The organism is Mycobacteriales bacterium (genome assembly GCA_035533475.1).
GTDB lineage: Bacteria > Actinomycetota > Actinomycetes > DATLTS01 > DATLTS01 > DATLTS01.
This window is the reverse complement of the sequence record DATLTS010000059.1, coordinates 1-21663: the sequence shown is the minus strand read 5'-3', so window position 1 is coordinate 21663 and position 21663 is coordinate 1. Positions and strand designations below refer to the sequence as shown.

Sequence of the window (21663 nt, the reverse complement as noted above, 5' to 3'; positions counted from 1 at the left end):
CGGTCTACGCTCCGCTCGTGACCCAGCGGACCCCGACGCCCACCTGGCGATCCGTACCGGTGCGCGTCGACGGCCGGCGAATGCGCGTCGAACTCATGGAGGCCGGCCTCGGCGACCCGCTGGTATTCCTTCACGGGTGGGGGCTCACCCCGCGGGCCTATGCCGCGTCGATCGTCCGGCTGTGCCCAGCCGGGATCCGAATCATCGCGCCGAGCCTGCCCGGTTTCGGCGGCAGCGACCCCCTGCCCCTTCGCCGGCTCGGCCTGTCCGGTTACGCCAGGCACGTAGCGGCGACCCTGGAAGCGGCCGGCCTCGACAAGCCGGCCTTCCTCGTGGGTCACTCCTTCGGCGGCGGGGTGGCGCTGGCGCTAGCCACCGAGCGGCCGGACCTGGTCCGCTCGCTCACCCTGCTCAACAGCATCGGGGGTTCGCCAGGTCGGCGCGGCCTCAAAGCGGGGTCGTGGCTGGGCTGGGCCCTCGGCGCCCTGACCGAGCTGAACCCGCGCGATGCGCTGTCCCTGGCCCCGCTGGTGCTGCGCGACTTCCTGCCGAACGCGCTTCGTCGCCCGGTCAGCGTCGGGTTGACCGGCTTGGTCGCCATGACGAGCGGCCTGGCCGCAGAGGCGACGGCACTCGTCGACTCCGGACTCCCGATCCTGTTCATCTGGAGCGATCGCGACCGCCTGGTCGCACCCGGCGCGCTTGCCTCCGTCATAGGTTCGCTGCCCACCGAGATCGTCCAGGGCCGACACGGTTGGCTGATGGCCTCACCGGAGCAGTTCGCCGAACTGCTCCGCAACGCGCTGACCGTGCACGCAATGCTCGAACGCCGCAATCGGGGCCAGGCCCTGGTCCTCCCGCGCGGCGCGGCCCTGGCCGACCTGTTTCCGGCGGAGCGACGGCGCCGGGCGCGGCCGCGCCGCGCGCCACGCCAATGACGTCGGCCACCCCGGTGTGGCCCGGCCACGGCCATCCGCTGGGCGCGACCTGGGACGGCGAGGGGACGAATTTCGCGCTTTACGCCCAATCCGCAGAGGGGGTGGACCTCTGCCTGTTCGCCCCCGACGGGCGGGAGACCAGGTTCGCCCTGGATGAGGTGACAAACCACATCTGGCACGGGTACCTGCCCGGGGCCGGGCCAGGTCAGCGCTACGGATACCGGGTCGACGGACCCTTCGATCCGGGCCGGGGCGCGCGCTGGAATCCGAGCAAGCTGCTGCTCGACCCGTACGCCCGAGCCATCACCGGCGACCTCGTGCTCGACGACGCGATCTTCGGGTATCCACCGAACGGCGACGACCGCGTTCAGGATCATCGCGACTCGGCCCCGTTCGTCCCGCGCTGCGTCGTCCATGCCGCCGACTTCCCCTGGGGTGAGGACCGGCGGCCCCGGACCGCGTGGTCGGACACCGTGATCTACGAGCTGCACGTTCGCGGCTTCACGATGCGCCACTCGGATGTCCCCGCGCATCTGCGGGGAACCTACGCCGGCCTTGGCGAACCAGCGGCGATCGAGCATCTGCGCCGTCTCGGGGTGACCGCTGTAGAGCTCATGCCGGTCCACCACTTCGTCACCGAACCGGGAGTAACCCGCCGCGGACGGGTCAATTATTGGGGTTACAACTCGATCGGCTACTTCGCGCCGCACGCCGGCTACGCGGCAGGTGGATCGCTCGGCGAACAGGTTCGCGAGTTCAAGGTCATGGTTCGCAGCCTCCACGCCGCGGGCATCGAGGTCATCCTCGACGTTGTCTACAACCACACCGCCGAGGGCGACCAGCTTGGACCCACCCTTGCCTTCCGCGGCATCGACAACGCCGCCTACTACCGGCTCCGTGACGACGACCCCAGCCGCTACGCCGACTACACGGGCTGCGGAAACACCCTCGACGTCAGGCATCCACACGTCTTGCAGCTGATCATGGACTCGCTGCGCTACTGGGTGACCGAGATGCACGTGGACGGGTTCCGATTCGACCTCGCCGCGGCCCTGGCCCGGTCGATGCACGACGTCGACAAACTGTCGGCGTTCTTCGACGTCATCCAGCAGGACCCCGTAATCAGCAGGGTCAAGTTGATCGCCGAGACGTGGGATCTCGGTGAGGGCGGCTACCAGGTGGGAGAGTTCCCGCCGCTGTGGACAGAGTGGAACGGCAAGTTTCGGGACACCGTTCGTGATTTCTGGCGCGGGGCCGAGCCCGGCATCTCCGAGTTGGGATTCCGGCTTTCCGGGTCGAGCGATCTCTACCAAGACGACGGCCGCCTGCCCTATGCATCGGTCAACTTCGTCACCTGCCACGACGGGTTCAGCCTGCGCGACCTGGTCTCCTACGACGCCAAGCACAACGAGTCCAACGGCGAAGACAACGCGGATGGCACGGACGACAACCGATCCTGGAATTGCGGTGCCGAAGGTGCCAGTGCCGATCCGGAAGTCCTCGCCCTGCGCGCCCGGCAGAGTCGCAACTTCCTGGCCACCTTGCTTCTGTCGACCGGTGTACCCATGCTCCGGTCCGGCGACGAGATGGGCCACACCGCGGACGGCAACAACAACACCTACTGCCAGGACAACGAGCTGTCCTGGCTGGCCTGGGACCTCGACGCAGACAGCAGCGCACTGCTCGATGTCGTCTGCAAGCTCCTGACCATGCGACGCGCGCATCCGGTCTTCCGGCAACGCGCCTTCTTCCGCGGGCGACCGGTGGCCGAAGGCGAGGTCAAAGACCTCGCCTGGTTCACCCCCGCCGGGCTGGAGATGACCGACGCGGACTGGGCCTCCCCAGCGGTACGCACGATCGGCTTGTACCTGTCCGGGGAGGGGATCCGCACCCGTGGTCCGCGCGGAGAGCGGATCCGGGACGACTCCTTCCTCCTCGTGCTCCATGCGGACGCCCCGCCGGTGAGCTTCGCGCTTCCTGGACCGCCTTGGGCGGTGCGCTACCAGGTGGAGTTCGACTCCGCCGCACCGGAGGACGCCGCCAGGTCGCTGGTCGGAGGCGATCGCCTTCCTGCGTCCGGGCGGTCCTTCCTCGTCCTCCGCGCCTACAACTCCGTGTAGACAGCAGCCTGCGTTGGCAACGCCAGCAACCCCAGTTCGGCTCCGGTTGCGAGCAGGGCGTTGCGGGGGGCAATCCGCACGGTGTAGCCGAATGAGCCTTTCTGCTCGAGCGTCACCTCGCCCTCGAAGCGGTACTGCCCGTCGATCGAGCCGACCGGCTTCAATCCGACGACGCTGGGCGCTCGGAGCTCGTCGGTGTCGTCGACCCGGCCATGCGCCACCTGAACGTCGACGTCGTCGGGGTTAAGACCACCCAGCTCGACGATGGCCCGCACGGTCAGGGTCTGTCCGACCTCCGGCGCGGTGGTAACCCCCTCGCTCTCGACGTGAACGACCCGCACGCCCGGCCACGCCGTCACGACCTGGGCCTTCCATCCGGCCAGGGTGCGCGCACCCGCGTAGTCGTCTGCGGACAGCCGGCGAGCGGACCGTGCCGCGGGTAGGTAGAGCTGGACGACGTAGTCGCGCACCATCCGGGAGGCGAGCACCTGCGGGCCCAGCGACTGCAAGGTATGGCGAACCATCTCGATCCACCGTCTGGGCAGGAGGTCGCCGTCCACAGCGTAGAACCGAGCCCGGACCTGATTCTCCAGGATGTCGTAGAGCGCGTTCGCCTCCAGATCGTCGCGCCGCTCCGGATCCTCGACCCCTGAGCTCGGAATGGCCCAGCCGTTGGCTCCGTCGAACATCTCGTCCCACCAGCCGTCGCGGATCGAGAGGTTCAGGCCGCCGTTGAGTGCCGATTTCATGCCCGAAGTCCCGCAGGCCTCAAGTGGGCGCAGCGGGTTGTTCAGCCACACGTCGCAGCCTCCGTAGAGGTAGCGCGCCATGCCGATGTCGTAGTCCGGGAGAAATGCGATCCGGTGGCGGACCTCGGGATCGTCGGCGAAGCGGACGATCTGCTGAACCAGCTCCTTGCCTCCGTCGTCCGCCGGGTGGGCCTTGCCAGCGATGATCAGCTGGATCGGTCGGTCCGGGTCGAGCAACAACGAGCGCAACCGATCCGGGTCGCGGAGCATGAGGGTGAGTCGCTTGTAGGACGGAACCCGGCGGGCGAACCCGATCGTGCACACCGCAGGGTCGAAGATCGAGGAGACCCAGCCCAACTCGGCAGCGCTGGCGCCACGCTGTAGCCACGAATCATGGACCCGGCGGCGCACCTCGTCGACCAGCTGCGACCGCAACTGCGCTCTGGTCTCCCAGATCGACTCGTCGCTGACCTTGGCGATGCCGTCCCAACCGGCGGCCTCCTCGACGATCGTCGGCCCGATCTCCCGGGCCGCGAGCTCGAACACCTCGCGCGCAACCCACGTTGGGGCGTGCACCCCGTTGGTGATCGAGGTGATTGGAACCTCGTCGACGTCGAAGCCCGGCCAGAGCCCGGCGAACATCGTCCGGCTCACCGCCCCATGCAGGCGGCTGACCCCGTTGGCGCGCTGGGCGAGCCGCAGACACATTACCGCCATGTTGAACACCGCGGGATCACCGTCGGGCTCGGCACCGAGCGCGAGGATCTCCGGGAGGGGCACCCCCGCGCAGCCGTTGTCCCCACCGAACGCCGACTCGATCAGATCGACGGGAAACCGGTCGATTCCCGCGGGCACCGGCGTGTGGGTGGTGAATATGGTCCCGGCTCGAACTACCTCAAGCGCTTCCCGGAAGCTGAGCCCGGCCCCTTCGGTGAGCTCCCGGATCCGCTCGATCCCCAGGTAACCGGCATGTCCCTCGTTGGTATGGAAGACCTCCGGTGTGTCGGCGCCGGTGAGCCGGCAGTAGGCACGAACCGCGCGTACCCCACCGATGCCGAGCAGCATTTCCTGGTGCAACCGGTGTTCGGTGCCCCCGCCATAGAGCCGGTCGTTGACCTCGCGCTCCGCGGGGGCGTTGTCTTCGATGTCGGAGTCGAGAAGAAGCAGGGCTACCCGGCCCACCTGCGCCTTCCAGACCTGCGCCCCGAGGATCCTCTCTCCGGGCAGGCCGACCTGGATTCGGACCGGGGCACCCTCGCCGTCGACCTCCCGGAGCAAGGTGAGCGGCAGGCCCTGCGGATCCAGCGGCGGGTAGCGCTCCTGCTGCCACCCGTCGGGGGACAACGACTGCTTGAAGTAGCCGCGCCGGTAGAGCAGGCCCACCCCGATGATCGGCACCCCGAGGTCGGAAGCGGCCTTGAGATGATCGCCGGCGAGGATGCCGAGGCCTCCGGAATATTGCGGGAGCACCTCGGTGATCCCGAATTCCGGCGAGAAGTAAGCCACCGCCCGGGGCGCCCCGTCGAGGTGCTGGTACCACCTAGGCCCGGTGAGATAGTCCTCCAGATCGTCCCGGGCGTCGGAGAGCCGACGAAGGAAGCGGCGATCCCCGGCCAGGTCGGCCGTCCGCGCGGTCGAGACCGCCCCGAGCAGCCGTACCGGGTCGTAGCTCACCTCCGCCCACAGCTCCGGGTCCACAGCTGCGAACAGGTCCATGGACTCCGGGTGCCAGGACCAGCGAAGGTTCATGACCAGCTCGCCGAGCGGGGCGAGCGCCGCCGGCAGGGCGGCCCGCACGGTGAAACGACGCAGGGCTCTCACGCGCAGAAACCCTAGCCTGCCCTTCCACGTTAGCCGTGAGAGTTAACACCACGGGGGTGGGAGCGGGTGGGTTAGCCGAAGGTGAGTTTGAGTTGGCGGCCGCCCCACCAGGGGATGGGGGTGGTGGTGTCGGGGAACCCGGCGGCGAGTAGGTAGGGGTTGTGGGCGCGTTTGCCGTAGGTGACGTGCACGGTGTGGGGGGTGATTTCGACGCGGGCTGAGGTGTTGATGAAGTCGCGGTGGATGTGCCGGGATTCGGCGGTGGGGTAGGGGCCGCCGAGGCGGGTGCCGAGCATCCGGTAGAGGCTGGCGGCCATCAGGGTGAGTTGCAGGTCGCAGTTGATTTTCATGGGGACGGTGGAGGACAGCGCGTCGATGTGGAAGAAGTCGATAGTGTCGGAGATGGTGTTTTCGATGAGCATCCGGTGGGCGTAGTCCTCGATCAGCCCGACCGCGCCGCGGCGGAGTTGGTTGGTCAGCGCGAGGGTGGGTTGTTCGTGGCCGAGGTCTTTGATCGCGATCTGGCGGATCGGGCCGGTGTAGTCGGCGAGGGTGATGCGCTGGTCGAGGATCCGGGGGGTGCGGTAGGCGCGGCTGACGCTTTTCAGTTCGATCCTTCGCCAGGCTGAGGCGGGGGCGGCGTCGATCTGGTCGAGGATTTTCGGGCCGCGGCGGCGCAGGGTGATGAACCGGATGCCCAGCTCGTTGAGCTGGTTGAGGTTGGCGTAGGTGGTGAGTTTCGAGTCGAAGATCAGCTCGTCGGGGTAGTCGCCGGTGCGGGTTTTCCAGAATTCGACGAACCGTAGGATCTCGTCGTTCTGGTCGGCTTTGGCGATCTCGGCGTTGGCGTAGCAGAACACCCGCCGGCCGACGTCTTGGGCGAGGAACGCCAGGACGCCTTTTTGCCGGCGGCTGCGTTTGGACACGTAGTGCTTTTCGATCAGGGCGTTCTGGCCGTGGAACGGGATGGTGTGAAAGTCCAGGTGGAAGCTGCTGCCGCGGTCCAGGCCGGCTCGGCTGGCCGCGTCGAACCAGCCGCGGGCCAGTTTCGGGTAGGCCTCGGGGGGGATCCGGCAGGAGTACTCGGTGAGAAACGACCGTTTCGGGATGGTGTTGAGCCCGGCGAACAGGGCGAGGCCCTGATCGAACACCGACGCCATCACGTGGCTGGTTCGGGCCGCGCCGAACAGTTTCAGGGCGAGCAGCGAACGGATGGCGGTGGCGGCTGGGATCATCGCCGTGCCGGGTAGCCCGACTTGGGCCACGACAGCGTCCAGGTCCACCGCAGCGAGCATGGGCAGGAACAGGAACAGCCCGCCGACGTCGGTCCGGAACGTCCGCGGGGTCAGGTCCAGCTCGCGGACGTCAGCGGTCGCAGCCTGGCTGACCGCGACCCGGGACGGCCGTTCGTCATCGGCCCGGCGGGGCAGTTTGGCGAACCCTTCCTCGGACAGGATCGTCGCGATCGCCGAGCTGGACAGCGGGCTGCCTTGCTCGGCGAGCACGGCGGCGATGTCGTAGACCGACAGGTTCTGCTTGCGTAACGCGATGATCCGCTCGCGCAGCCGGCTGGACTTGCGTTCCGGGCGGACGGCCCGTTTGGTGTGGGACCGGTCGGGCAGGAAGAACACCCGCTGCGGGTCGGAGCGGAACTCATGACAGAGCACCCGGAAGCTGCCGGGGGTGTAGCCGAACCGGGCGGCAGCCTCGGCTGAGGGCAGCCGGTCGATGAAGTAGGCGCGCAGCGCCTCGTACTGCCGGTGCGCGGTGTTGGCCGGTTCCAGGAACGCCCGCTGCACCTCTGTCAGCGTCCGGTCTGGACTGTTGGACATGTTCCCACTATGTCAGTTATGGCCCCTGTGGGTGTGTGACACGCCGACAGCCCTGTTGTTACTTACATCAGTGTGATTCGCTACCCACGACCGCCGGCAGTTTGACAGGGTGGGAAGAAGCCATAAATCCCGGCTGCCCGCTGACGGGACCGCTGGACACACCTCGCGGTGACAAGCGATCCTGAAACACGCCCGTTAGGCGATCACCCGTGCGTGGAAGGGCAGGCTAGTGTCGACGGCGTCGGCCGCAGCGTGAGCGCCTCCAGTGCGTCGGCCAGAACGTCGGCAACAGCGTGATCGCGCGGAGGCTCGCCGAGCTCGTCGCAGCACGGCGGCTTGGTTCGCTCGTCGATCGGCACGTCGATTGCGAGGGCCGCGAGTAGTAGGTCGTAGACGTCCGCGACCGAGCGATCGTGCGGACCGATGGCCAGAATGACGGCGTGGTCCGATGCCGGCCATGCGGTCAGCATCCGGTCGCTTCCGTACAAGTGGCGACAGCAGACGTGCTCGAGCTCTGCGCCCGTGAGCCGGTAGCCCGCGGCGCGACAGCCCTGGCGCATCAGCTCTTCGATGGTGGCGCGGGTGGCGCTGGCCCGTCGACCCCGCAGCGCCTTGATCTGTCGCTCGGCCGTCCGCGTTAGGTCGAGGTCGATCGCTTCGGCCTCTTCGCCGGCAGGAGCTCGTCGAGACCGGCGCGGTCGAGCCGACGCACCCGGCCGGCCGCAGCGTCCTCGACCGCGGCGTGCGCATCGTCACCGGAGAAGGCGGCACGGTCGCGCAGCAGACGCAGCACCTCCGTGAGCAGGTGCCGGTCCTCCCGATGACGGCGCAGCTCATCGACGACCTGTTTGGTGGCTGCCAGCGACGCGACGTCGACCCGGGCCGGGCCGGTCGCGGCGAGCGGCCGCAACACGCCGGCATCGATCCAGGCCCGGACCGTGGGTGCCGAGACCCCAAGCACCTGCGCCGCCTCGGCAACCTTGGCGCCCCGGTCTCGCTCGGCGACGTGCTGGCGGACCGCTTCGAGCGCGCGTCGGCGAGCCGCATCACGCTCTTGGTCGGCCAGCCGCTGCAAGGCGATGAGGTCGTCCACGACGCCGGCCAGCGACATAGCTCGATGGTATGCCACCGACTTTCGGAAATCCAGCTAAGTCCGAAAGTTTAGCGGAGGTAGTGAGCTCGATCTTGCAACCCCTCGCCAGCGTTCATTGGGCACGAGCCGCGTCCGGGTTCGTTGAGCAGTGGGACAGCGTTCTTCTACGACGCCGCACGGGTGGTCACAGACGGGGCGCGGCTTCCGGTGTTAGTAACAAACCGGCATGTGATCGAGGGCGCCACGAACGGGTTCGTAAGGTTCATTCGTGCCGAGGGAGACGCTCCGCTTTGGGGCGAGCCCGTCACGGCGAGCTTCACGGTAGCTGACTGGGTGACCCATCCAGATCCCGCCGTCGACGTTGCGGTGACTTTCATCGGCCCCACTCTGCAAGGACTCGCTGATCAAGGTCTGCCGGTTTTCTACCGCCTATTGGGCCACGACCTTGTGCCGACGAACGATGTAGTCGACGACCTCGATGTCGTAGAGCCGGTCACGTTCGTTGGGTACCCGAGAGGACTCTTCGACACGGTCAACCTCACCCCGATCATCCGTCGCGGTACTACAGCGACCCCGGTCCAACTCGACTACTGCGGCATGCCGGCGTTCCTCGTAGACGCATCAATCTTTCCTGGCAGCAGCGGGAGCCCCGTCTTCATCGTGAACGAGAATGGCTACCGGCAAGGCAACACGATAGCGAGCTCGGGCGCAGCGATTATGGCGCTCAACACCACCACCGCGGCCAGCGCGGCTGAACGGAAACGCCCAGTGCGCATCACAACATACTCTCGACAGCGCCGGGCATCGGACAAGCGAGCGCCCGCCGGGGCTGGCCCCGGTATGGCCGCTCGCTCCCGCTTCGGACTGCCGTTGGCGGACACGTGCGATTATGTCCCGCCGAGCCCGACTCCGAGCGGCTTCCATGTCCCCTTCGACGAGCTCACCGACACGCAGAGCACCGAGCAGGAACTCATCCGTGCGATCCGGGCCATCGAACGTGTCGCGGTCGCTGGCCGAAGCGGTGTCGGCAAGACCAGCCTCATCCAGTACGTCATGGACTCGCTTACGGACACTACGGCAGCCATTCGGATTCCGGTGGAGGCGGAGAGCTCCGACACGGTGAGCGAACCCAAGGCCTTCGCTGGACACCTGTTGCGCACGCTCGCTCGGTACCTTCACGAGGCCAAGCGCATCGACCCCGCAGCCAGGCGCAACCTCGTCGCCGGTAGCGCGCGCACACTCAGCGTCGCGGACCGGCGGAGCACCCACGGCGGCTTCGGGCTGCCACAGTGGCTGCTGCGCGCGGACGTTGCCAGCGACGTGGAGTCCGTGGTCACGGCCGACGTGCTCACCAGTGCCGGGGACGTGATCGCCCAAGCGCGTGACGTGGTCGACGCGATCGCTGCGCGCGGCCTGACATCGGTGCTGGTGATCGATGACTCCGACGCCTGGCTGGCCACGCCTGCCGGCGACCGCACGGGCAACGTCGGACCGTTCTTCACCCGCATAGTTCGGATGCTCGCCGAGGAGTTCAACGCGGCGCTCGTCGTCGCCGTACACGACCACTATCGTGAGCTACCCCAGTTCCCGGTCGGCATCGGCTTTCTCGAGACCACCGTGCACCTTCCGCCGTTGCCCTCGCCCGAAGCACTCGCGCGCATCCTCGACGCCCGCATCACCACGTTCGACTTCGACGGCGTCCAACTCGGACAAGTCGTCGAGGAACCTGCCGTGGCGGCACTGTTCGAGCGGTACACGGCAACCGACGGCAACATCAGGGCGACTCTGCTTACTGCGCACACAGCCCTACAGGCGGCCTGCGACGATCATGCCGACGGAATCGCCGCTACCCATATTCAGATCGCGCTCACGCGGTACGACGACACCTATTCCGATTGATGCCCAGCGTCTCGCCATCGCCCACCTCCCCCGTTACCGTCGAGCCGGCCCGTCGCCGAAGTCTTCGCCGAGTTCTCCGCAGCGCTCGCGTCGATCACCGAGCCGGAGGTAACAACCCTGGTCGCCGACCCGGAACCGGAGCCGGAGCCCGAACCGGAGCGCGGCCCGGTCCGGGCCGATCTCGCCGACACGGCCGCCCTGCTGCGCGAGCTCTCCTCGCTGGGCCTCGAGGACGCCCCGCCACCGCCGCCGGTCCGGCCCTCCTCCCCCGGGCATCCGCGACCGTCCGCCCACCCGTCAACCGCGGACAAGAAGACCAAGAAACGCGGCTACTTCAGCCATTAGGGCGCGGCCTACAGCGGGTCGGTCATGCTGACTCTGGGCGGAGCTGACCGCAGGCACGCTCTCACCCGGCTGACAACCCTTCCGAGACGTCGTCAGCCGGTTGTCCAACCCGTGACATCCAGCGCAACATCGACGGGAGATCCGCTGCTGAGCAAGCCGATGGTTCCAGCCGAGCTGAGCTTGACGATCGCCGCGTTCGCGACGTCGGAAACGCCTTGGTAGTTCAAGGTGGAGGCGGTCGGTGCGATGCCCCCGCCCGGGTACACACTCAGGTTGCCGGCGCCGCTGCTCGGGTCGATCGCGGTGACGCTAAGCGTCACCGAAGTCGCGTTCGCGGGCACCCCACCCAGGCCCGCGACCTTGACCGTGTATGGAGTGCCAGCGGCCAGCCGCGTCAGCGGGCCGATGTGACCCGCCCCCGACCGAGTGTCCAGGATCCGCACCGGGGATTGGACGCTGATCGAGGTGGTCGAGTCCAGATACCCGAGCACGTCGACCACCACATTGACGGAAGATCCAGCGGAGTACACATCGACCTTGCCATCGGGAGGCAAATTGACGATTGCGAAGACCGCGTGCGCCCGACCGGCCACGTAGTTGATGTTCGAGGTGTTCGGGAGGGCACTGCCATCCGGATAAATCCGGAGGTTCCCAGCACCAGTGGGGTCTACCGCCGTGAGGTTCAGCAACACAGCGGAGGCGCCGCTCGGCACTCCCGCGGAACCGGCAAGCGTCAGCGCGTCTGGCGTGTTCGCCGCCAACGTTGCCTTCGTAGTGCCGGTGCCAATGCGGGTGTCGATCGCTCGAGCGGGGGTCTGCGCGTGCAAGCCGGCTGTCGCGGTAAAGTAACCAACCACGTCGATGACCACGTTGCTCGCCGATCCGGCCGAGTACAGATCGATCTTGCGGCTTGCAGGCAGTTCCACCGTCGTGAGGTTCGCTACGTCACCGCCCACCAGGTAGTTGACAGTTGATGCGCCGGGTCGGCTCGCCCCGTCGGGGTAGACGACCAGGTTCCCTGGACCCGCGGGGTGCACCACGGTGACGTTCAACACCACGACCGTCGCTGTCGCTGGCACGGTGCCAAGCGTTAGCGCGTAGGTCTGCCCCGCCGCCAGGGGACCGGTCTTGCCTCCGGTGCCGGTGCGGGTATCGAGAACGCGGGTGGGCGTCTGGGCGACGTACCCAGGTTCGGTGATGGCAAATATCGTCCCGGTCAGGTCGCTGACCGAGGGAGTGCTCGTCGAGTCGACCGTGATCTTCAGACAGCCATTCGAGAAGGTCTCGCCGCTCACCGCCCGCCATGCGTTCCGAACCGGGTCGTACCAGGAGACCCCTGTCGCCGGATCGGCCGGGCAGAGCGTGGCCTGGATCGTGGAAAGTTGACTACCGGGTGCCACCCACAGGTCGAAATAGCCCGCCCCGTCGCTGAGCGGCGGTGTCCCCGAGGGCTGACTCGCATACCAGCCTTCGGTCAACGAGCCGCTGCCCGAGAAGCTCGAGGTCAGCGAATCGCTGCCCTGGATGCTCGTCACCGGCGTGTTCGCGTTGCTGATCGTTTGCTGGTCCTGGGTGGGTGGTGGCGACGGTTGCGACTGGGACGGCGCCTGGGGTGTCACCGACATCGCAGCGGAGGCAGCGCCGGTACCCCGGGCGTTGGTCTCGGCGACGGTGACGTCGTAGCTCGTGCCATTGGTCAAACCGGTCAAGGTGTAAGGCGACCCCGCGGTCGGTTTGGCGACCACGTCCCCGGTGGCGCCCGTGGTGCCTTGCGCATGCGCGGTAACGACATACCCGATCACCGTTGACCCGCCGTCATTCGTGGCGTTGGTCCAGCTGACCTGGGCCTGGCCGTCGCCGGGGCTTACCGAGGTCAGCGTGGGCGCCCCGGGCACCGTCGCCGGGGTCACCGTGGTCGTCCCCGCCGGACCGGCACCGACCCCATTAGTGGCCACCACACTCACGTCATAAAGCGTGCCGTTCGTCAACCCGGTCACCACGATCGGACTCGCCGACCCGGACACGGACTTGTCCTGCGCCGTCCCGGAAACCCCATCCGGGTGCGCGGTCACCGCATACCCGCTGATCGGCGAACCGCCATCAGCCGGTGCCATGAAACTCACCGACGACTGGGCATTATCCACCGAAGCCATCACATTCGACGGGGTGCCCGGCACCGTCGCCGGGGTAACAGTGGTCGTCCCCGCCGCTCCGGAACCAACCCCATTAGTGGCCACCACACTGATGTCATAAAGCGTGCCGTTCGTCAACCCAGTCACCACGATCGGACTCGCCGACCCGGACACGGACCTATCCTGCGCCGTCCCGGAAACCCCATCCGGGTGCGCTGTCACCGCATACCCGCTGATCGGCGAACCACCATCAGCCGGTGCCATGAAACTCACCGACGACTGGGCATTATCCACCGACGCCGCCACATTCGACGGGGTGCCCGGCACCGTCGCCGGGGTCACCGTGGTCGTCCCCGCCGGACCGGAACCAACCCCATTAGTGGCCACCACACTGATGTCATAAAGCGTGCCGTTCGTCAACCCGGTCACCACGATCGGACTCGCCGACCCGGACGCCGACCTATCCTGCGCCGTCCCGGAAACCCCATCCGGGTGCGCAGTCACCGTGTACCCGGAGATCAGCGACCCGCCATCACTCGCCGGCGCGGTGAAACTCACCGACGACTGCGCGTTATCCACCGACGCCGCCACACCGGTCGGGGCACCCGGCACCGTCGCCGGGGTAACCGACACCGGACCCGCGGGCGAAGATTCGCCGGCGAAATTGATGTCCGTGACGGCGTAGTAGTAGGTCGTGCCCAGGGTTGCGCTGCTGTCAACGTAGGTAAGTGCGCTGCCCGTGTTGACTGTCGCCAAGGGCGTCGCGTGGTTGGCGTCCCAAGGGCCCGCGGCGGTCGTTGCCCGGTACAGGTTGTAAGCAATGACGGGTGCGCTGACATTCCGCGACGGCGGTGCCCAGGTGATCGTGACATTCCCGGCCTGGTCCGACGATGCCATCAGATTGCTCGGCGGGTTGGCTGGACCAGCCGCGATGACGTGATTCGCGATTTGGGTGCCCGTCAACGCCGTCGGATAGATCGCGAACTCATCGAGTGAACCGCTGAAGGAGGACCAGCTGTCGTAGGCATGCCCGAGATAGAGGCCATATTGCGTGCCGGTGTTCAACGTGTGGTGCACGGTGCCCAGGCTCTTTCCGTCCTCATAGGCTTGCAGGAAGCCCGGCGTGGTGACCGAGCCTACGGTCACGGATGGCGTATACACGACAGCGATGTCGTGCCAGTTCCCGTCGTTCAGCGGAGTCGGGACAGCGAAATTGGCATTACCACTACCGTAGCCTTCGAAGTGCAACGACCCGTCGCTGTTTATGGTGACGCCGAAACGCGCCGAGTCTGCGTCCCCTCCCCAGAGGAACAGCGACCGGGCGACGGCTTCGCCAGCGGTCGCGTACTTCTCCCACAATTCCACGGTGCGTGCCTTATCGCCGGTCGGGAGGCTCGCCGGGGCGGGCCCGAGCACCATGTCCCCTGCTCCGTTTCCGCTCACGGCGGTGTCGGTGTCGTTCACAATCGCACCGGCCACTCCGAGCGTGGTGGCGGTCTGGTACGTACCGTTCAGCGCGTTCCCGGAACTGTCGGTGGCAGTCGTGCCGCTGGTATCCCCGAGCCGGTAGTACAGCAACGGCGTGTCCGACGACACGCTTCCGGCGTAGGTGAACGTTGGGGATGCTCCGGCAGTGTCGACGAAGCCCGGCACCGTTCCTAGGGCGGCAGCCAGCAGGGTCGCGACGACACCGATCGCCGCCGGACTGCGGCCTCTCGCTCCGTAGGTTGCGCCGGGCGCCAGGGCAGATTCCAGTCGATGACCCCGGTTCCCGGTCGACGCGAAGAGTCGAATCCACCGAACTCGTAGGGACAAGAGGCGACTCATTTCAGACCTCACGGGTAGGCGAAGGTGGCGAGAAGCGACGCTCGTGCGGGGCGGCGCCACGTGGCGCCGGGAGCTGATCGATTAGCGCAGGGAGGCTGTGCTGGCAGAAGGCAACAAGGCTGTCGCATCCGTGGAACGGGTGGCGTTCGCCACTGCCGACGGCTTCCACTTCACCGACCAGTCGCCCTTCGGTCAGCTGTGCGACGTTGAGCCGGACGACGAAGGATTCGAGCACGAGCAGGACGTTATGGGCCGGCCGTCCCGGCGCCGTCCCGGACGTGTACCGCAGCGGGGGGTTTTCGACTGGGCGGTTTTGACTAGTCCGGCAGCCGACGTCGCAGGCGGCATTCCATCTCGAGAAGGCGTGGCGACGGCGATACGTCCAGTTCAACGGCGACCTGGCGGGCCCGATTGAGCATCTCCACGGCGGCGGGGTGGTGCCCGGACGCCAGCAACAGATCGGCGGCGCGAAGATGGCGCGTGTCGTCGTACCGTTCGGCCGCGATCCCGCGCTCCAGCCAGCGCACCGCCTCGACGGGGTCTCCCCGGTGGGCGGATTCGTCGGCGAGCCGATCCAGCAGGGCGAGGAAAATCCGGTGCAGCCGTTCGCGAGTGGCGACCATCGCCGGGTTGTAACGGTCGGCGGGCAGGAACTCGCCGCAGTAAAGCCGTAACGCCTCGACCGCGCGCTCGGTAGCCGAGGGGTCGCCACGAGCAGCGGTCAAGGCCATCTGGGCGAGCCGCTCGAACTCCCGAACGTCGGTGTCCGCATCAAGGACAAGAACGTCGGCGTCGCGTCGCAGTACCGGGCCGAGTTGGCTGCGGATCCGTGCGACGACATTGCGAAGGCGGGCTCGTCCTTCGTCGGCCGGTACCCCGGGCCAGAGCGCTTCGGCGAGCTGTTCGAGATGGATCTGGCCACCGAAGGCGACGAAGAGCTTGAGCGCCTGTGCCGGCACCCCATGTTTGATCGGAAGGGGCCGGCCGTGCTGCTCGAGGGCAAAGTCCCCGAGGGTGCGAACTCGCAGTGCAACCCCGGATTGTGGTGTCAGTCCGGCCGCGCGCCCGTCGCAGATCTGCCGAGCTCGACGGCTCCAGATGACCGCCCCGCAGTCGTCGAAGCATTTACCTGCCTCGGCGGCCCGCGTTGCAGCCTCGCCCGCGCGGCCTTGGGCGTTTAGCCGTTCCGCCCACAACAAGTAGGCGCGGCCACGCTCGAATGCTGGCAGGACCGGTGGGTGCGCCGCGACCGCCGCCTCGAACTGCGCGGTCCAGCCCTCGGCGTCAAGCAGCCCGTGACATTTGGCAGCGAGGCGCGAAGACCACGGCAGCGGGCTCTGCCGCAGCTGCTCATCGAAGGCGGCGAGTCGGACGCCGGCCTCGTGGCGGCGGTCGGCCCGCCATAGCGCTTCGATCTGATCGGCCCGCCACTGAAGGACGCTCGATCGATTGCCGATCCGCGCGAGGCGCTCCTCGACTCGTTGATAGGCCGCGACTGAACCTTCGACGTCCTCGGTCGACAGGCCGAGGAGCCCTTCGGCGACGTCACTCATGGTGACGAGCACTTCCATCCCGGTGTCCGGGATCCCGGCACGGGCCCGGGCCAAGTGGCGCTTAACGCTGGCGTCATGCCCGCGAACCGCTTCCACCAGCGCCGCGCAGCATGACCCGAACGCCACCATGGCGGCCTGCCCGGTGGCCTCAGCCAGATCCTGAGCCTCCAACGCGGCAAGCAGGGCGGTCGCGTGATCTCCGGCAAGGAACGCCGCGTTGGACTGAAGGTTCAACAACAGGGGCAGGAAGCCTGTCGAGCCGACGTCCCGGGCTGCGGTCACGGCTCGCCGGGTCAGCTGCTGGCACAGGTCGTACCGCTCGAGAACGCCCAACGTCAGCGCGGTTGCCCGAACGTGCTGCAACCAGTCGCCTATCGCCTCGGCCCGCTCCACCGGCTCGAGGATCGGCTTCAGCGTTGCGAGCGCCCCATCCGCGTTGCCCAGAAAGGCCTGCACCAGGGCATGGACCAGGCTGACGTAGCGGGTGGCCTCGGGCTCGTCAGCGGCGAGCTCGCCGGCGCGACTCAACAGGGTCAGCGCCAACTGCGGCTCATGCCCGCACAGCGCAAGGCTCGCGGCGTCCGCCAGGCTCAATGCCGCCGGCAGCGGGCATTCGGCGGCCAGCTCCGTCGCCTCCGCCGAAATCGCGCGGCACTGGACGAGGGCGTTCCCCGACCCGGAAAGAGCGAGCTGCGCGCGAACCCGCAGCAACCCCGCCCGGGCAACTGCGTCGGTGCCGCTGGTATCCGTCAACAGGTGATCTGCCCGCGCCAGGTCTCCGGCGGCCAGCGCCTGCCGCGCCAGAGTGGCCGCGCGGTGCGCCTGGGACATCACGCCTCCCCGCGGATCCCCCCCCGCCGGATCCGGGCGCGAAGTTCGCCGGCGCCCGGGGGCCACCGCCAGTGTGCCCGCCGAACCGCCCCAGCGTGCTAAATCAGGAAAATCGGCGCGCCCCGGTGCCCGGCTCAGCCGGCGGTGACGATCCCGGCCGGCTCGACCTTCGCCGCAATCCCCCCGGCGAGCAGCTCCGCGTCCTCCGGGGTGGACCGCTTGACCAGCGCGAGCGCGATCGGGCCCAGCTCGTAGTGCCGGGCGGCGCTGGTCACGAACCCGACCCGCGCCCCGTCGAGCTCCACCGGCTCGCCGTGAGCCGGCAGGGACACGACGCTGCCGTCCAGGTGGAGGAAGACCAGCCGGCGCGGCGGCCGGCCCAGGTTGTGCACCCGGGCCACCGTCTCCTGCCCGCGGTAGCAGCCCTTGTCCAGGTGCACCGCGGTCTCCAGCCACCCGACCTCGTGCGGGATCGTCCGGTGGTCGGTCTCGAACCCGAGCCGCGGCCGGCGTTCGGCAACCCGCAGCGCCTCGAACGCGGCGAACCCGCTGACCGGCGCGACCAGCTCGGCGGCGAGCGCCGGCAGCGACGCCCGCGGCACGACGAGGTCGACGGCGGTGCCGGGCCACTCCCGGCGTCTGAGGAACCCCCCACCGGGCAGCGGGGCGGCGCCCGTCGGCAGCTCGTCAGGCCCGCCGAACCGGCGCAGCACCGACCCGGTGTCCGGGCCGGCGACGGTGAGCACCGCCCATTCGGCGGTCACGTCCGCGACGTCGACCCGGAGCAGGAAACGCATGGAGTCGAGGAAAGCCATCAGCTCGCTGGCGGTGCCGGGCTCCACGTCGAGGAAGGAAGCGGCGCCGTCGTCGACGATAACGAAGTGCTGCTCGACATGACCGTGCGGGCTGAGCACCAGGCCCTCCCGCGGCTGCCACGGCGGGAGTCCGTCGAGATGCTGGCTGGTCAGGCTGTGCAGCCAGGACAGCCGATCGGCCCCGGTGACCCGGAGCACGTCACGGTTGCCGCGGTCGACCAGCCCGACGGCCTCGGCGAGGGCTCGCTGCTCGCGCAGCGGATCGCCGTAGTGGCCGGGCACCGCGGCGTCCGGCGCGTCGGCGGCGACCGCACCGGGCAGGTCGAGGAACGGGCTGCGGGTCATCTGCTCAATCCTGGGTGGGGACGGCGCACCCGGCGCAAGTCCCGAAGATCGCGAAGTGCCGGACGTCGACGTGGAATCGGTGGTCGGCGGCGAGGCGTTCGACGGTGTCCTCGACGGCGCTGGCCGGCACCTCCTGGACGGTGCCGCAGCCCCGGCAGACCAGGTGCACGTGGTCGGCGTCGTCGGCGAGGTGATAGGTCGGGGCCCCGTGGCCCAGATGGGTGTGGGTGACCAGCCCCAGGCTCTCGAGCAGCTCGAGGCTGCGGTAGACGGTGGAAACGTTGACCGCGCTCGCGGTCCGGCGCACGTCGGCGAGGATTTCCTCGGGGGTGCCGTGACCGAGCGCGGTGACCGCCTCGAGGACGAGTTGGCGTTGCGGGGTCAGCCGGTAGCCCTTGGAACGCAACATCGACTGCCACGCCGGTCCGGGCACAGCTTCGAGTGTAGGTCGCGCGGCGTCGAGCGGAGGCTCAGGCGTCGTAGGCGGACGGCCGGGTCGCGAGCTCCTCCCGATACCAGTCCACGGTGCGGGAGAGGCCGTCGTCGAGGAGGACGGTCGGCATCCAGCCGAGCAGTCGGCGAGCCTTGCTCGCATCCGCGGCCATCCGGCGAATCTCGGTCGGCCGGTCCGGGAGGGCGCCGAACTGGGCCTCGACCGGATGTCCGAGCAGGTCGAGCAGGCGGCCGGCCATGTCCCGGATCGCGGTCTCCACCCCGCAACCGAGGTTGATGATCTCCCCGTCGACGTCGGGCGCGATCGCCGCCCGAACGAACCCGTCGGCCAGGTCCTCGACAAAGTTGAACTCGCGGGTCTGCTGGCCACTAGTCATCTTCAACGACTGACCCCGCAGCCCCCTGGTGATGATCTCGGGCACAACCCGGTCCGGGCTCTGGGCGGGACCGTAGGCGTTGAACGGGCGCAGCATGACGATCGGCCACCCGCGACCCTGGTGGAACATCCGGCAGTACATCTCCCCGGCGTACTTGCTCACCGAGTACGGCGAGATCGGGTTGACCGGGGCGTCCTCCCGGAACGGCACCGGCACATCCCCGTAGATCTCGCTGGTGCCGACGTAGACGAATCGTTCGTAGCCGGTCCCGGCGAGCGCCTGGAGCAGATTCACCGTGCCCTGAACGTTGGTCTGCACGCACTCGTCGACGCGCTGCCAGGACTTGCCGACGTGGGTGTAGGCGGCGAGGTGCAGCACCCGGGACGGCCGGGCGGCGGCGACGACGGCGTCCATCGCGCTGCGGTCGCACACGTTTCCTTCGTGCAGCCGGATGTCCCGCCGCAGGTCGAGCAGCCGGCTGGGATAGACCGCGGAAACCGTGCTGGTCAGCGCGTGCACCTCCGCGCCCTCGGCGAGCAGCCGGCGCACCACGTGGGACCCGATGAACCCGGTGGCGCCGGTGACGAGGACCGCGGTGCCGCTCAACCCTGCCACGGTGGGTCCCCCGATGTCGCGAGCGCGTCGAGATCCATCTGGTCCTTGTAGGTGTCGAGGGATGCCCAGAAACCCTCGTGACGGTAGACGAACAACTCCCCGGACCCGGCCAGCGCCGGCAGCACGTCCCGTTCGAGGTCGTCCCCGGGGTGGGCGAGCGCCGACCGGTCGAAGACGAAGAAGCCGGCGTTTATCCAGTGCTCGGGCAGCCGGGGTTTTTCCCGGAAGCCGCACACCGCGTCCCCCGGACCGAGGTCGAGCGTCCCGTACGGCGAGGGCAGCGGGACGGCGGTGACCGTCCCGGTGCCCGGATGCTCCCGGTGGCGGGCGGCGAGCCGGTCGAGGTCGACGTTGCCCACCCCGTCGCCGTAGGTGGCGTGGAAGGCCTCGCCGAGATGGTCCAGGCAGGCCCGCACCCGTTCGGCGGTGCCGGCCTCGACCCCGGTGTCGACCACGTCGACGCGCCAGTGCGACGGCAGGCTTTCCGCGAACGCGGTGATGGCGTCGGCGTGGAAACCGGCGGCTAGCACGAACTCGGTGACCCGCTGGCGCGCGTAGATGTCGAGGACATGGCGAAGGATCGGCCGCCCGCCGATCTCGAGCAACGGCTTCGGCAGCTCCGCGGTCAACGGGTACGCCCGGGTGCCGCGCCCGCCGCACAGCACGAGAGCCCGCATCCGCCACCTCCACCCGGCCAGCCACCGCCCCGGAAGTTGATCAGCGTAACGACGGCGCCCCCGCCGCCACCCGGCCCGGTCGGGCCGCGCCGCAACCGGCGGGGCCACCAGAGCCCCGGCCCCGCCGCGCCCACCGGGACCTGTCCGGTTTGACGTGAATATCCGGAATTTTTCCCCGATCCTGGGGCCGGAGCCCGCCCGGCGGCGGCGAACCCCCACTTTGCCCGTTCTGCCCCTGAGCACAGAGGAGCCCACCCGGATGCGTACCCGCCTCGCCGTCGCCCTCGCCGCCAGCAGCCTGGCCGCGCTGGCGATCCCAGCCCTGGCCAGCCCCGGCTCCCCCGCCGGCGGCACCAGCAGGCCCGGCAGCACCACCTGCGCCGACGGCAAGGTGACCTGGTCGCCGACCACCATCTGGCCGCCGAACCACAAGATGCAGACCGTCACGATCAACTACACCGCGCCGCCTGACGCCACGCCCGTCACGAGCGACACCACCACGATCACGGTCGGGGCGATCACCGACAACAAGATGGTCAACGGCAGCGAGCTCAACGGCTCCGGCCAGCCGAACCCGCAGCAGGGCCCCGACTTCACCGGCACCTTCAATACCGCCAGCTCGCCCGAGGGCACCACGGCCACGACCACCGCGCAGGTGCGCGCGGAACGCTCCGGCACCGGCACCGGCCGCGTCTACACCATCCAGCTCACCTGCTCGGAGACCGCCGCCGGCACCGCCCCCGACCTGATCGACAGCAGCAGCACCACGATCACCGTCGACGTCCCGCACGACCAGCGGTAGAGCCGACCGGGCGGTCCCCGCGCACGCACCGATCCGTGCGCGGGGACCACGGCCGCCCCTCCTCCTGACCGTTCGCTGCCAGCCGCCAGCTCGGGTTCAAACCAGGCCGAGGATCCGCGGATCTTGCCGACTCTTCCCGTGCCGTTCGATAAGCCCAGCTTTTCGAAGAGCGTTTAGCGTTAAACCCTTGCCGCTGTCTACTCGCGGCATCGAACCGTTGGCGCAAGTCAAGTCCCGATGCCTCGCCATGGGTATGGCGTGAACGCCCAGCTCAGCGGCCCGAATCGGAGTTTTGGTCTCCCGGGAAAGCAGGGCGCGGTGGCGGTGGGGATTCCACGGTTGGTTGCGACTGAAGCCGTCCCGGATGGCCCGTCGCGTTGGGGGTGTTGACCCGGCCGTAGCGCCTGCGATCGGCACCAGGGAGGTCCGCGACACCGGA

General features: G+C 68.5%; 15 protein-coding genes. 4 read left to right on the top strand and 11 right to left on the bottom strand.

Features of this window, described 5'->3' with window-relative positions; translation table 11 throughout:
* The first annotated feature begins 17 nt into the window (after nucleotides 1-17).
* Together VNG13_14645 and glgX are read left to right on the top strand one after the other, a co-directional pair.
* Nucleotides 18-938 (top strand): alpha/beta fold hydrolase, encoded by a 921-nt coding sequence (locus tag VNG13_14645; GenBank protein HVA61754.1) that lies wholly within the window; start codon nucleotides 18-20, stop codon nucleotides 936-938.
* A complete protein-coding gene (gene glgX / locus VNG13_14640; GenBank protein ID HVA61753.1) occupies nucleotides 935-3058 on the top strand; it encodes a glycogen debranching protein GlgX in 2124 nt (707 codons plus the stop codon). The genes VNG13_14645 and glgX overlap by 4 nt, the downstream gene beginning before the upstream one ends.
* Here the strand turns inward: glgX and glgP are convergent.
* The 4 genes from glgP to VNG13_14620 all read right to left on the bottom strand — a co-directional run bounded on the left by glgP (nucleotide 3043) and on the right by VNG13_14620 (nucleotide 8571).
* Nucleotides 3043-5628 carry an alpha-glucan family phosphorylase gene (gene glgP, locus VNG13_14635; protein HVA61752.1) on the bottom strand — a complete coding sequence of 862 codons (2586 nt, stop codon included), beginning with the start codon at nucleotides 5626-5628 and terminating at the stop codon, nucleotides 3043-3045. The genes glgX and glgP overlap by 16 nt on opposite strands.
* A gap of 71 nt (nucleotides 5629-5699) precedes the next feature.
* On the bottom strand, nucleotides 5700-7460 hold the full coding sequence (locus VNG13_14630; protein HVA61751.1) for a hypothetical protein: 1761 nt from the start codon (nucleotides 7458-7460) through the stop codon (nucleotides 5700-5702).
* 203 nt (nucleotides 7461-7663) lie between these two features.
* The gene (locus tag VNG13_14625; GenBank protein ID HVA61750.1) at nucleotides 7664-8020 is read right to left on the bottom strand and encodes a hypothetical protein; all 357 of its coding nucleotides are present in this window, start codon (nucleotides 8018-8020) and stop codon (nucleotides 7664-7666) included.
* 77 nt (nucleotides 8021-8097) lie between these two features.
* Nucleotides 8098-8571 (bottom strand): helix-turn-helix domain-containing protein, encoded by a 474-nt coding sequence (locus tag VNG13_14620; GenBank protein ID HVA61749.1) that lies wholly within the window; start codon nucleotides 8569-8571, stop codon nucleotides 8098-8100.
* 123 nt (nucleotides 8572-8694) lie between these two features.
* Here VNG13_14620 and VNG13_14615 point away from each other — a divergent pair, with 123 nt between their 5' ends.
* Nucleotides 8695-10452 carry a trypsin-like peptidase domain-containing protein gene (locus VNG13_14615; GenBank protein ID HVA61748.1) on the top strand — a complete coding sequence of 586 codons (1758 nt, stop codon included), beginning with the start codon at nucleotides 8695-8697 and terminating at the stop codon, nucleotides 10450-10452.
* Between the two features lie 33 nt (nucleotides 10453-10485).
* Here the strand turns inward: VNG13_14615 and VNG13_14610 are convergent, their stop codons facing one another.
* From VNG13_14610 to VNG13_14580, 7 genes are all read right to left on the bottom strand, one after another.
* Nucleotides 10486-10728, bottom strand: coding sequence for a hypothetical protein (locus VNG13_14610; GenBank protein ID HVA61747.1), 243 nt, complete (start codon nucleotides 10726-10728; stop codon nucleotides 10486-10488).
* A gap of 161 nt (nucleotides 10729-10889) precedes the next feature.
* Nucleotides 10890-14582: a fibronectin type III domain-containing protein gene (locus VNG13_14605; protein HVA61746.1), complete on the bottom strand. Its 3693-nt coding sequence runs from the start codon at nucleotides 14580-14582 to the stop codon at nucleotides 10890-10892.
* Between the two features lie 491 nt (nucleotides 14583-15073).
* Entirely contained in the window at nucleotides 15074-17140 is a 2067-nt protein-coding gene (locus tag VNG13_14600) for a bacterial transcriptional activator domain-containing protein (GenBank protein HVA61745.1), read from the bottom strand.
* Nucleotides 17141-17274: 134 nt separating this feature from the next.
* Nucleotides 17275-18300, bottom strand: a complete 1026-nt coding sequence (locus VNG13_14595; protein HVA61744.1) for a glycine cleavage T C-terminal barrel domain-containing protein — start codon at nucleotides 18298-18300, stop codon at nucleotides 17275-17277.
* Nucleotides 18301-18304: 4 nt separating this feature from the next.
* Nucleotides 18305-18733 carry a transcriptional repressor gene (locus VNG13_14590; protein HVA61743.1) on the bottom strand — a complete coding sequence of 143 codons (429 nt, stop codon included), beginning with the start codon at nucleotides 18731-18733 and terminating at the stop codon, nucleotides 18305-18307.
* A gap of 37 nt (nucleotides 18734-18770) precedes the next feature.
* Nucleotides 18771-19745 carry an SDR family NAD(P)-dependent oxidoreductase gene (locus VNG13_14585; protein ID HVA61742.1) on the bottom strand — a complete coding sequence of 325 codons (975 nt, stop codon included), beginning with the start codon at nucleotides 19743-19745 and terminating at the stop codon, nucleotides 18771-18773.
* Nucleotides 19733-20422: a sugar phosphate nucleotidyltransferase gene (locus VNG13_14580; GenBank protein ID HVA61741.1), complete on the bottom strand. Its 690-nt coding sequence runs from the start codon at nucleotides 20420-20422 to the stop codon at nucleotides 19733-19735. The genes VNG13_14585 and VNG13_14580 overlap by 13 nt, the downstream gene beginning before the upstream one ends.
* Nucleotides 20423-20681: 259 nt before the next feature.
* On the opposite strand from VNG13_14580, the gene VNG13_14575 reads away from it, so the two are divergent.
* Complete coding sequence (locus tag VNG13_14575; protein ID HVA61740.1) at nucleotides 20682-21224, top strand: hypothetical protein; 543 nt, start codon at nucleotides 20682-20684, stop codon at nucleotides 21222-21224.
* Nucleotides 21225-21663 lie beyond the last annotated feature (439 nt).